Source organism: Pseudomonas sp. MWU12-2037 (assembly GCF_023242345.1).
GTDB lineage: Bacteria > Pseudomonadota > Gammaproteobacteria > Pseudomonadales > Pseudomonadaceae > Aquipseudomonas > Aquipseudomonas gingeri_D.
On the sequence record NZ_JALLIZ010000016.1, the window covers coordinates 1 to 12,240 of the forward strand.

Sequence of the window (12,240 nt, forward strand, 5' to 3'; positions counted from 1 at the left end):
AGGCTTGCTGGCGATGCGATCAGATAGCCAACATCGTTGTCGCCTGATAAATCGCTATCGCCAGCAAGCCGGCTCCTACAGGTAAACGTGCCACAACCGTGCGCTGTTCGACATGACACACGCCGAAAATTTCTTGCATCGGTAAATCTGGTCTACATTTGAACCTGATAGATCAATAAAGCACTCTGGATTAACACTAAGTGCCTTCGGTTCTATCGCAAGACGTTCAGGCGACACCTTTAAGAACACCATCGTTTGCCCACCGCCCGGTAGGCATGCAGCACGACGGCATTGTGTGATTAGCCGTATCTGTCCCCTTTCAAGATTTTCTTAGAATGGTACGGATGGGTGCTGTCATGCAGCCTTCAGATGACGACGATGATGTTGCGAACCTGATGGGAAAGTTCGGTGCCAAGGCCGACCGCTATCGGGAAATCGAGGTGGCCCGGGTCTTCACCGAAACGCCAGCGCCCACCCCTGCGGCCCCCCAGCCTCCAGCCCCCACGCCTGCCGAACCGACCTCGCCGCCGCTCGTCCAGGGTGATACCGGCGCGCCTGAAACAACCGCAGCACCGTCCCTGCGCACACTGCTCCAGGATCTCGCCCGGCAACGCCAGGCGCAGGCCACGCAACAACCCCAGCCGGCCCTCGCCGCCCAGGTTCCCGGTCGGATCATTGCGGTAGTCTCGACCCGTGGCGGCGTCGGCCGCAGCACCCTGGCCAGTCTCCTGGCCATCCTGCTCAACAGCACTGACCGGCAGGCCATCGTCCTCGAACTCGACCCACAGAATGCGCAATACCATCACCTGGGCACCCGCCCACCCGCACAAGGTATCTGCCAGGCCAGCCTGGAACAGCGCAGCTGGCACGATCTTGCGCAAACCGGCTACGCCAACACCCGGCTGCTGGCCTTCGGCGAGAACGACCCGCAACAGTTGCAAGCCCTTGAACACCAGCTCGAAGGTGACCCGCACTGGCTGGCCCGCCACCTGAACGAACTGGCCCTAGGCAAGCACGACACACTGATCATCGACACCCCTCCCGGCAGCACGCTCTATCAGCAGCAGGCGCTGCACATGGCCGACCTGGTGATCGCCGTCGTCCGGCCCGACGCGGCCTCCCACGCCGCCCTCGAGCGCCTGATCACGGCGATCAAGCCCCACCTGGGCGGTGACAGGCCGGCAAGCTGCTGGTTCGTGATCAACGGCGTGGACAACGCCCACCCCTTGTCCGTGGACATCGCGCAGATCCTCGAGAGCCAACTGAAAACCCAACTGCTCGGCACGATCACCTGGGACGAGGCCATCGCCGAGGCGCTGGCCTATGAATGCAATCCGTTCGAGCAATCCGCCGAATCCCGCGGCTGCCAGGACCTCCTGGCCATCGCCGACAAGCTCCACGATCAGCTGGAGTCACAGCACCCATGACCTTCGAACGCCGCGTCCAACGCCTGCTCGGCACCGCCCTGCACCACCTCCGCCAATGGTCGCAGCCACTGCGCCTGGGCCTGATCCTGTGCGCCGCGATCCTCTGCGCCGTGGTCCTGGCCGGGGTGATCAGCGCGCCCGCGGACCTGCTCCAGCAAACCCTGTTCGGCCTTGCCTGCGTGATCGCGGTCCTGGTCCTGCGACGCTTCGAAGGTCACCTGCCGATCATTGCCATGATCAGCCTGTCGCTGATCGCCTCGCTGCGCTACATGTACTGGCGCCTGACCGAGACCCTGGAGCTGGAGAACTTCCACGACATGCTGTTCGGCTACACCCTGGTGCTGGCCGAGCTCTATGCGCTGCTGGTGCTGGTGTTCGGCTATGTGCAGACCGCCTGGCCGCTCAAGCGCCGGCCGATCCTGCTCAGCGAAGACCCGGCGCAATGGCCCACTGTCGATGTGTTCATCACCACCGTCAACGAGTCCCTGGAGATCGTCAAGATCACCGTGTTCGCCGCGCTGCGGATGAACTGGCCGACAGACAAGCTCAAGGTTTATGTGCTGGATGACGGTCATCGCGACGAATTCCGGTTGTTCTGCGAGAGCGTCGGCGCCCACTACCTGACCCGCGACAATAACCTGCACGCCAAGGCCGGCAATTTCAACGCGGCGCTCAAGGTCACCCACGGCGAATACATCGCCGCCTTCGACGCCGACCACGTGCCCTCGCGCTCCTTCCTGCAAATCAGCATGGGCTGGTTTCTCAAGGACCCCAAGCTGGCGATGCTGCAAACACCCCACGTGTTCTTTTCCCAGGACCCCTTCGAAAAAAACCTCAAGACCTACCAGGCGGTGCCCAACGAAGCCGAGTTGTTCTATGGCCTGGTGCAGGACGGCAATGACCTATGGAACGCCGCGATGTTCTGCGGCTCCTGCGCCCTGATGCGCCGGGCACCGCTGGAAGCCATCGGCGGGATGGACGAAACCACCCTCACCGAAGACGCCCACACCTCGCTGAAACTCAACCGCGCCAGCTACAACACCGCCTACCTGGCCCTGCCGCAAGCCGCCGGCAGGGCTACCGAAAACCTCTCGCGGCATATCAACCAGCGGGTGCGCTGGGCCCGCGGCATGACGCAGATTTTCCGCACCGACAATCCCATGCTCGGCCGCGGCCTGACCCTCGGCCAGCGCATCTGCTACAGCAACGCCATGCTGCACTTTTTCTATGGTTTCCCGCGCCTGGTGTTTCTCACCGCGCCCCTGGCCTACCTGGTGTTCGGCGCGCAGATCTTCCATGCCGCGCCGCTGATGGTGGCCGCCTACGCGGCGCCGCACCTGCTGCTGGCCAACCTGACCAACTCGCGCATCCAGGGGCGCTTCCGCCATTCGTACTGGAACGAGGTCTACGAAACGGTGCTGGCCTGGTACATCCTGACGCCGGTGCTGATGGGCATACTCAAGCCAAAATCCGGGCATTTCAACGTCACCGACAAGGGCGGCGACCTGCACCCTGGATTCTTCGACTGGAAGATGGCCCGGCCTTACATCGTGCTGCTGGTCCTGAATATCGCTGCCGTGGTGTACGGGGTCTACGACTACCTCGGTGCCGACGTCACCACCGATGAAACGGTGCTGCTCAACCAGGTCTGGGCCCTGTACAACGCCCTGATGTGCGCCGCCGCCATCGCGGTCGCCAGCGAAACCCGCCAGGTACGGGCCGACCCCCGGATCGAGGCGAAATTGCCGGTCGGCCTGCGGCTGGCCGACGGCACCGAGTATCACAGCCACACCCAGGACTTTTCGCAGAGCGGCCTGGGCCTGAAGCTGGCACCAGGTCAATCGATTCCCCTCGGTACACCGCTGCGGGTCTCGCTGTTTCGCCACCAGCAGCACTATCACTTCGACGGCAGCGTGGTCTTCAGCCGCGGCAACACGGTCGGCATCCGCTTCGACCCGATGACCTTGAGCCAGCAAAGCGACCTGGTCCACCTGACCTTCTCCCGCGCCGACACCTGGGCGCGGAACTGGGGCACCAGCACCCCCGACTCGCCACTCAAGGCCTTGCGCGCGATCAGCGTCATCGCCGTGCACGGCGTTTCCGAGTTGCTCAAGGCAACCCTCAGATTACCCGGCCAGGCGCTCGAACGGCGGCGCTCCGGCACCTCTTCCTCAGCACCTGCCCTGGACACGCCATGAGCCCGATATTCTCCGCTGGCAGCGATGGACGCTGCATTCGTTACGCCCTCCTGTTGCTGCTCTGCTGCGGCGTCTATCCGGGCTCCGGCAACGCCGTGACGCAAACAGACAACCGCAGCAGCCCCGCCGCCGGCACTGGCCAGGCCCCGGTGATCGCCGGTGACAAGAACAGCTACAGCCTGACCTTCAAGCAACTGGGACGCCGTGACCCCTTGTACCTGCGCGGTGTCGAGTCGACCGACAGCGTCGACTTCGGGATTCGCGCCGATCAGGTGGTGACCGGTGTCCAGGTGGTCCTGCATTACGGTTATTCGGCGCTGATGCTGCCCGAGCTGTCGCAGATCAACGTGCTGGTCAACGACAGGGTCGCCGTCAGCCTGCCGCTACCCCGGGAGCAGGCCGGCAAGGACCTGGAGCGGGTGGTCGAGATCCCCGCGCGGCTGATCACCGACTTCAACCGGCTGGACCTGCAACTGATCGGGCACTACACGATGCAGTGCGAAGACCCGTTGCACTCGAGCCTGTGGGCCAGGGTCGGCAACGACAGCCAGCTGAATATCCAGTATTCGCCCATCGCCCTGAAAAATGACCTGGCCCTGCTGCCGGTGCCGTTCTTCGACCGCCACGATGCGCGCCCGCTGGTCCTGCCCTTCGTCTTCGACGCCAACCCCAGCCCCGCCAAGCTGGAAGCGGCCGCGGCGATCGCTTCCAAGTTCGGCGCCCTGGCCAGCTACCGCACCGCGACCTTTCCCGCCAGCGTCGGGCAACTGCCGGCCAAGGGCAATGCGATTGTCTTCGTCACCCACCGCGAAACCCTGGCGCTGGGCGAGCTGTCGAGCAATCCGGCCAGCGGCCCCAGCGTGACCATGATGACCAACCCCAACGACCCCTATGGCAAGCTGCTGGTGATCAGCGGACGCAACGACGCTGAACTGAAGATTGCCGCCACGGCCGTCGCCCTGGGCAGCCAGTCGCTGTCCGGTGCCACCGCGCTGATCGACCACCTCGACCCGCTGCCGGTGCGCGTGCCCTATGACGCGCCCAACTGGCTGCCGACCGACCGGCCGGTAAAGCTCGGCGAGCTGGTCGACGCCCGGCAATTGCATGTCTCCGGCTACAGCCCCGAGGACATCAAAATTGCCCTGCGCCTGGCGCCGGACCTGTTCGAATGGCGCGGACGCGGCGCTCCGCTGCTGCTCAAATACCGTTACACGCCCCAGCAGTTCTCGACCAACTCGGCACTGCTGGTGCACCTCAACGACCACCTGGTGCGTTCGATGCAATTGCCGTCGATCCCCAATCTCAACGGCAGCCCGGACCTGCTCGAGTGGCTGAAGAAAGACGACAGCCTGCCCCGCGAAGCCAGCATGTACCTGCCCCTGGACATCGCCACCTACGAGTCGCAGCTGCAAATGCGCTACCTGTACGACTATGTCAAACAAGGCGAATGCCGGGACGTCATCGTCGAAGACATGCGCGGCCAGATCGAAGGCGATTCGACCATCGACCTGAGCGGCCTGGACCACTACACGGCGATGCCCGACCTGGGCAAGTTCCGCGACAGCGGCTTCCCCTTCACCCGCCTGGCCGACCTCTCGGAAACCGCGGTGGTGATGCCCGACACCCAGGAGCCCGCGACCCTCAGCGCCTTCCTCACCGTGCTCGGGCGTTTCGGCGAATCCACCGGTTATCCGGCCACCGGCCTGCAAGTGATCCAGGCCCGTGACGTCGAGGGGGTCAGCGACAAGGACCTGCTGGTGTTCGCCACCGGCAACGACCAGCCCCTGCTCAAGCAATGGGCCGACGCGTTGCCGGCCCGTAGCGAAGGCAGCCGGCACTTCTTCGACCTGAGCGACCTGGCCTTGCGCATTCACGACTGGTTCAGCCCCGACTCGCAAGCGGCGATCCGCAAGACCCGCGCCACCCTGGAATGGTCGGGCCGAGGCACGCCTTATCTGGCGGGCTTCGAGTCGCCGCTCAAAAACGGCCGCAGTGTAGTGGTGGTCGCCAGCAGCGACCCGGCGCGACTGACCGAGGTCACCGCAGCGATGATCGGTGGCGATGACTACAAGGACCTGATCCAGGGCAGCCTGGCCGTGATCCAGGACAAGCAGATCACCACCCTGGCCGCCGACCAGCCGTACTACGTCGGTCACCTGGGCTGGTTCCGGCACTTGCAGCTGCTGCTGTCGCGGCATCTGAGCGGGATGCTGCTCGCGGTCCTGATCGGCTTCGTGCTGCTCTGTGCCTTGATCTTCCTGGGGCTGCGGGCCCAGGCCAAACGGCGGTTGTCGTGAATCCACGGCGCGGGAGAACAGGCATGCGCCACACCCTCACCCTGACATTGCTGTTTGCCCTGGCCAGCCCGGTCCTTCAGGCCCGGGCCGACGATCCACAAGCGCAACTGATCGAGCAAGGGCGCTACTGGCAGTCGCAGAACAACCCCGACCGGGCCATGGACGCCTGGAACAAGTTGCTGCTGATCGCCCCCGATCAACCGGAAGCGCTCTATGGCCTGGGGCTGAGCAACGTCCAACTCAAGCGCCCGGAGGAAGCGAAAAAGTACCTGGCCCGTTTGCAGGCACTGGTGCCGCAGCCCCGCCAGGCCCAGCAACTCGAACAGGACATTGCCCTGGGCAGCGATGAGCAGGCCCGACTGCTGGCCCAGGCGCGGCAACTGGTGGACGCCGACAAATACGACGAAGCGGTGAAAGTCTACCGCCAGTTGCTCAACGGTCGGCAGCCCCAGGGCACCCTGGCCCGCGAGTATTACTACCTGCTGGGTTACACCAAGGGCGGTGAACAGGAGGCCCGCGCCGGTCTTGAACGATTGCTGCGCGAACGCCCGGACGACCGCGCCGTGGCGCTGTTCCTGGCCAAGCACATGGTCCGCAACCTCGACACCCGGGCCGAAGGCATCCGCCGCCTGGCGGTCCTCGCCAAGGACAAGGATGTCGGCGGTGACGCCAACGAAACCTGGCGCTTCGCCCTGACCTGGATCGGCCCGCCGGCGCCGGCGCAAGTCCCGCTGTTCGAGCAGTTCCTCGCCGCGCACCCGAACGACAAGGAAATCCGCGACCTGATGAACAAGGGCAAGACCCTGGCCCGCAGCAGTGCGGCACCCGCCCGCAAAGTGCCCGCCTGGCAACGCGACCCGCAGGACGCCCAAGGCCTGCAGGCGCTTGAGGGCGGTGACCTGGCCGCCGCCGAGCAGGCGTTTCAAACCCGTCTCAAGGAAAAACCCAACGACCCCGACGCCCTCGGCGGCCTGGGTGTCCTGCGGCAAAAGCAGGACCGCCTGAACGAAGCCGAGGACCTGCTGCTGCGGGCCACCCAGCAGCCCGGCGGGCATCCCTGGAAACAGGCGCTGGACAACGTCCGTTACTGGCAGCTGATGGCCGGCGCGAGCGAGGCGCAAAAGGCCGGACGTGAGGACCAGGCGCGGAAAATGATCGAACAGGCCGCCAGCCAGAACCCCGGCCAGCCGGCCAGTCAGGTGGCACTGGCCAACTTGCAGGCCGAGCAAGGCCATCTGGCCCAGGCCGAGGCCAGCTACCGGCGCATCCTCGCCAGCCATCGCGACGACCCTCAAGCCCTCAGCGGGTTGATCGCGGTGCTCTCGCAGCAGGGCAAAGCCGATGAAGCGCTCAAGCTGATCGACTCGATCCCGCCGGCGGACCAGGCCCACCTGGGCTCCGCCGTGTCCATCCGCTCGTTGCGCGCCACCCAGGTCGCGCGGCTCGCCGAACAGCGCGGCGACCTGCGCGCCGCCGAGCAAGCCTATCGCCAGGCCCTGGTGGACGACCCGGGCAATACCTGGACGCGCTTTGCCCTGGCCCGGATCTACCTGGGGCAAGGCCGCACCCAGGCCGCCAAGGACCAGGTCAACGACCTGCTCAAACGCCACCCCGACCAACCCGATGCGCTGTATACCCGGACCCTGCTCTCGGCCCAGCTGGGTGAATGGCAGGACGCCCAGGCCAGCCTCGCACGCATCCCGCCAGCCAGGCGCAGCCGCGAAATGGACGAACTGGGCAAGGAGATCGCCCTGCATGTACAGACCGAAGCCGCCGTCGACAACCTCAGGCGCGGCCAGCGCCAGGAAGCCCAGGCGCTGCTGGCCCGCAGCCAGGCCCTGACCGCCGGCAAGCCGGATCGGGTGGCGATCCTGGCCTCGGCCTATATCGACGCCGGTCAGTCGCAACAGGGCGTGGCCCTGATGCGCGACCTGGTGGAGCGCTCCCCCAGTCCCGACGCCAGACTGCAACTGCTGTACGCCGACATCCTGTTCAAGGCCGACCAGGACAACGATGCCGCGGATATCCTCCGCTCCCTGCAAGGGGCTCGCCTCAACGACAGCGATCACCGCCACTACGCCGAGCTGGTGAAGCTATACCGCATCAAGCAGGCCGACCAGTTGCGCGAGAAAGGCAATCTGGCCGGGGCCTACGACCTGCTCAAGCCGACGCTGAAGCAATACCCCCATGACACCCAGGCGATCTCGGCGCTGGCGCGGATGTATGCCGCCAACGGCAATAACGCCAAAGCCATGGCCCTGTACAAACCCCTGTTGCAGAACGACCCGCACAACGCCGACCTGCAACTGAGCGTGGCCAGCCTGGCCGCCCGGGACCACGACTACGCCCAGGCCGACAAGTCCCTCAAGACCGCCCTGGCGCTCAAGCCGGGCGTGCCGAAGGTGCTGACCAGCGCCGCCGCAACCTACCGCGCCATGGGCAAAAGTGCCGAGGCCGCCGAACTGCTGCGCCAGGCCGTGGCCATCGAGGGCGGTCAACGCCGCGACGGCCAGCCCTTCGACAGCCAGGACGACGACAGCGACAACCCGTTCCGCAATCAAACCGGGCAGCCGCGTCGAGGTACCGCCCGTATAGCCGATCCGCTGGCGCCGGGCAGCGAGGCCGCCGATACGATGCCACCCGACCCGGCCATGGCCCCGCAGCTCTACAGTGCCTCGGACGCCGTGCCCGACAGCGGCCTGGACAGCGACCCGGCACCGAGCGCCAATCCCTTTGCCCCCGGACGCCGTTCAGACGACCCCGCGCGCCTGAACCAGAGCCCGGCGCAGCTCGCGCTGGACGAAATTCTCCAGGAGCGCAGCGGTTATATCGCCCAGGGCCTGAGCGTGCGCAGCAACAACAATGAATCGGGCCTGAGCAAACTGACCGATGTCGAAACGCCGTTCGAAGCCAACCTGCCCGCCGGCGACAATCGCGTGGCGTTGCGGGTGACGCCGGTTTCGCTGCACGCCGGCAGCGTCAAGAGCGACAGCCTCACCCGCTTCGGCAGCGGCCTGGCCAGCGGCTCCCCCGGTTCGCAGCAGGCCAACGGCGTGGGTATGGCCGTGGCAGTGGAGAACCCGGAGCACGGCATCAAGGCCGATATCGGCGTGAGCCCGGTGGGCTTCACCTACAACACCGTGATCGGCGGCGTGAGCCTGGACCAGCCGCTGGTATCCAGCCCCAACATGCACTACAGCATCGCCCTGTCGCGGCGCCCGGTCACCGACAGCGTGACCTCATTCGCCGGCACCGAGGACCGGCGGACCGGCGTGAAGTGGGGTGGCGTGACCGCCAACGGCGGACGTGTCCAGCTCGGCTACGACGACCAGGAAGTCGGGGTCTACGGCTACGGCGCCCTGCACAAGCTGGTCGGCAACAACGTCGAGTCCAACACCCGCGCCGAACTGGGCGGCGGGATCTACTGGTACCTGGACAACCAGCCCGACGACAAGCTGACCGTGGGCCTGAGCACCTCGGCCCTGTCCTACGAGAACAACCAGGGGTTCTTTACCTACGGCCACGGCGGCTACTTCAGCCCGCAGACGTTCTTCTCCATGGCGGTCCCGGTCACCTGGTCCCAGCGTACCGACCGTTTCACCTACAAGCTCAGTGGTGCGTTGGGGGTCCAGCATATCGACCAGAAAGGCGCCGACTACTTTCCCGGCCACAGCGCCGAGCAGGCCGCCAACAACCTCACGTATCCGGGCCAGAACAGCACCGGCATCGGCTACAACCTGAATGCGGCGGGCGAATACCGGCTCGGTTCGAATGTGCTGCTCGGCGGTTCGCTGGGGGTGGATAACGCCCAGGATTACCGCCAGGTGAACGCCGAGCTGTACCTGCGTTACCTGTTCGAGAAGATGACCGGGCCCATGGCCTTGCCGGTCAGCCCCTATCGTTCGCCTTACTCCAACTGACTCCAGGGAGCGTGCACCGTGGCAACCTCATCCGTACTGGCGGGCCTGACCATCCTGATCATCGGCGACAGCCACCTGGCCACTCCGGATTTCCTGCTCAACCCGCTGCACGAGGCCCTCAGCCGACAGGGCGCCCAGGTCCACTCCCTGGGCATTTGCGGGGCCAATGCCGGCGATTGGCTCAAGGCCACGCCCAGCCCCTGCGGCGGCGCCGAACGCCGGGGCACGGCCGAGGCCACGGTGCTGGTCGGTGCATCGACCCGCTCGATCGGCGACTTGCTGGACAGCGACAAACCCAACGTCACCCTGATTGTCATGGGCGACACCATGGCCAGCTACGACAAACCGAGTTTCCCCAAGGCCTGGATCTGGAAACAGACCGACAGCCTGGTCAAGGCCATCGCCGCCCACCACACACCCTGCGTCTGGGTCGGGCCGAACTGGGGTAGCGAGGGCGGTATGTACGGCAAGACCTACGAACGGGTCAAGACGATGTCGGACTTCCTGTCGAAAAACGTCGCGCCATGCAGCTATATCGATTCGTTGCAATTCTCCACCAAGGGCCAGTGGGCGACCATTGACGGCCAGCACCTGACCCGCACCGGCTACCAGACCTGGAGCGAGGACATCGTCAAGGCGTTGTTGCAGGCACCGGCGCTCAAGGCAGCGGGAAAATGAATCGGATACGCGAACTGCTGTTGGGCCTGGCGACGCTGATAAGCTTCGCTGCCGCCCACGGCGATACTGCGCTCTATCCCACCGGGCCGAGCCGGGACTCGGCCTTCATCCGCTTCGTCAACGCCCTGGACAGCCCCCTCGACGTGCTCCCGGAGGGCGAACAGACACCTTCGACACTGGCCCCATCGGTGGTCTCGGTGTTCTCCGCGGTGCCCGCCGACAAGCCGGTCACGGGCGTCTTGAGCAGTGCCGGGGTCAGCGTGCCGGTCAAGTTGAACCTGGCCCCCGGCGAGTTCGTGACCTTCGTGGTGGTCCCCGGCGACAAGGGCTTTGAACTGCTGACCGTGCGCGAACAACCGAAAGACTTCAATGGCCTCCAGGCGTCGCTGGCGCTGATCAACGCCGACCCGGACTGTACCGGCGGCGGTTTGCGTCGTGCAGGTCGGAAGGAGCAGCCGATTTTCCATGACCTGAACCCCGGTCTGCTGGAGCGACGCGACGTCAACCCGGTCAAACTGTCCGTGCAAGGCTTCTGCGACGGCACCCTGGTCACCGCGCCCTTGAGCCTGGGCCCGCTGGAATCGGGAGAGCGCTACACGGTGCTGATCCTGTCCCAGAACGGCAAACCGGTCCTGGTGTTCGTCAAGGACGCCTTCGCCCAATGAATCTTCAGGCCGGGCGCAATACCGGAAAGCTGGTGGTGGACTTGATCTCGGACAGGGCAACGATGGAGTTGACCTCCTGGATCCCCGGCACCATCGACAGCTTCTCGAAGAAAAACCGCTCATAGGCCTCGATGTCCGCCGTGACGATCCGCAACAGGAAATCCACCGCCCCCATCAGCACATAACACTCCAGCACTTCCGGGAAACCGCGAATCGCCTCGGTGAACTCGGTGAAGTTGGAGCGCCCATGGGCGTTGAGTTTGACCTCGGCGAAAATCTGCGTGTTGAGGCCGATTTTCTTGCGATCGAGCAAGGTCACCTGGGCACGGATCACCCCCTCTTCCTTGAGCCGCTGAATCCGCCGCCAGCAGGGTGACTGGGACAACCCCACCTGCTCGGCAATCTGCGCGCTGGAAAGCGAGGCGTCTTCTTGCAGCAAGGCCAGGATCCGGCGGTCGTAGGTGTCCAGCTCGCCCTGCATAAAAAACCCCTCTAATAGGCTATTAGCGAATAGATCATGTCCTGATCAAACCATATCAGCTCATCATAGATAAGAAATACCCGGCTCGGCGTGTAAAAATTCCCCCAGCCTATCCCGTCGCCGCCCCAGGAAATCCACCATGCCTTCTCCCAAAGCCCTCCATGACGCCCCCACCCGTGCCGATGTCTGGGCGGCGGGCAATGCCCACTGCCAGGTGCGCTACCAGGTCCTCGCCGAAGCCGAGCCGGACCTGCTCTGCCGCCTGCTGAACCTGTTTGCCCTGCAGTTCCTGACCCCGCGACAGGTCCAGGCGCAACAGGACGACGGACTGCTGGCGATCGATATCGTGCTGGACGGCCTGAGCTGGCACCGCGCCCAGGTCATCGGTGAAAAAATGCGCAACCTGATCAGCGTCTGTTCCGTGGCCCTGCAACCGACCCAAGGCGCACAGCGGCACAGCGCACAGGCCGCGGGCTGACGGCTTTTTTGAAAAGAATCGCAATCTTTGTCTTGGTATCGACGCCAACGTCAGGCAGCCTCGCGTCTATTCTTGGCAATTGACGATCAGACAGGG

Annotated in this window: 8 protein-coding genes; 7 read left to right on the forward strand and 1 reads right to left on the reverse strand. The window is 65.0% G+C overall.

The window, feature by feature from the left end; translation table 11 throughout:
• Window positions 1-356: 356 nt before the first annotated feature.
• The 6 genes from bcsQ to M5B42_RS23955 are packed head-to-tail and all read left to right on the forward strand — an operon-like array spanning window position 357 to window position 11,185.
• A complete protein-coding gene (bcsQ, locus tag M5B42_RS23930; RefSeq protein WP_103495535.1) occupies window positions 357-1,427 on the forward strand; it encodes a cellulose biosynthesis protein BcsQ in 1,071 nt (356 codons plus the stop codon).
• Window positions 1,424-3,625: a UDP-forming cellulose synthase catalytic subunit gene (gene bcsA / locus M5B42_RS23935; RefSeq protein ID WP_248747210.1), complete on the forward strand. Its 2,202-nt coding sequence runs from the start codon at window positions 1,424-1,426 to the stop codon at window positions 3,623-3,625. The genes bcsQ and bcsA overlap by 4 nt, the downstream gene beginning before the upstream one ends.
• Entirely contained in the window at window positions 3,622-5,922 is a 2,301-nt protein-coding gene (bcsB, locus tag M5B42_RS23940; protein ID WP_248747211.1) for a cellulose biosynthesis cyclic di-GMP-binding regulatory protein BcsB, read from the forward strand. The genes bcsA and bcsB overlap by 4 nt, the downstream gene beginning before the upstream one ends.
• A gap of 23 nt (window positions 5,923-5,945) precedes the next feature.
• Entirely contained in the window at window positions 5,946-9,842 is a 3,897-nt protein-coding gene (locus tag M5B42_RS23945) for a cellulose biosynthesis protein BcsC (RefSeq protein WP_248747212.1), read from the forward strand.
• An 18-nt stretch (window positions 9,843-9,860) separates the two neighbouring features.
• Window positions 9,861-10,520 carry an SGNH/GDSL hydrolase family protein gene (locus tag M5B42_RS23950; protein WP_248747213.1) on the forward strand — a complete coding sequence of 220 codons (660 nt, stop codon included), beginning with the start codon at window positions 9,861-9,863 and terminating at the stop codon, window positions 10,518-10,520.
• Window positions 10,517-11,185: an alginate O-acetyltransferase AlgF gene (locus M5B42_RS23955; protein ID WP_248747214.1), complete on the forward strand. Its 669-nt coding sequence runs from the start codon at window positions 10,517-10,519 to the stop codon at window positions 11,183-11,185. The genes M5B42_RS23950 and M5B42_RS23955 overlap by 4 nt, the downstream gene beginning before the upstream one ends.
• 4 nt (window positions 11,186-11,189) lie before the next feature.
• On the opposite strand, the gene M5B42_RS23960 is transcribed toward M5B42_RS23955, so the two are convergent.
• A complete protein-coding gene (locus M5B42_RS23960; RefSeq protein WP_248747215.1) occupies window positions 11,190-11,666 on the reverse strand; it encodes an Lrp/AsnC family transcriptional regulator in 477 nt (158 codons plus the stop codon).
• 139 nt (window positions 11,667-11,805) lie between these two features.
• Between M5B42_RS23960 and M5B42_RS23965 the strand changes: the two genes are divergently transcribed.
• The gene (locus tag M5B42_RS23965; RefSeq protein ID WP_177100915.1) at window positions 11,806-12,144 is read left to right on the forward strand and encodes a hypothetical protein; all 339 of its coding nucleotides are present in this window, start codon (window positions 11,806-11,808) and stop codon (window positions 12,142-12,144) included.
• Window positions 12,145-12,240: the final 96 nt, after the last annotated feature.

Coding starts and splice junctions, on each gene's coding strand:
- M5B42_RS23955 (WP_248747214.1), top strand. CDS start 10,517: ATGAATCGGATACGCGAACTGCTGTTGGGCCTGGCGACGCTGATAAGC.
- M5B42_RS23965 (WP_177100915.1), top strand. CDS start 11,806: ATGCCTTCTCCCAAAGCCCTCCATGACGCCCCCACCCGTGCCGATGTC.
- M5B42_RS23945 (WP_248747212.1), top strand. CDS start 5,946: ATGCGCCACACCCTCACCCTGACATTGCTGTTTGCCCTGGCCAGCCCG.
- bcsA (WP_248747210.1), top strand. CDS start 1,424: ATGACCTTCGAACGCCGCGTCCAACGCCTGCTCGGCACCGCCCTGCAC.
- bcsQ (WP_103495535.1), top strand. CDS start 357: ATGCAGCCTTCAGATGACGACGATGATGTTGCGAACCTGATGGGAAAG.
- M5B42_RS23960 (WP_248747215.1), bottom strand. CDS start 11,666: ATGCAGGGCGAGCTGGACACCTACGACCGCCGGATCCTGGCCTTGCTG.
- bcsB (WP_248747211.1), top strand. CDS start 3,622: ATGAGCCCGATATTCTCCGCTGGCAGCGATGGACGCTGCATTCGTTAC.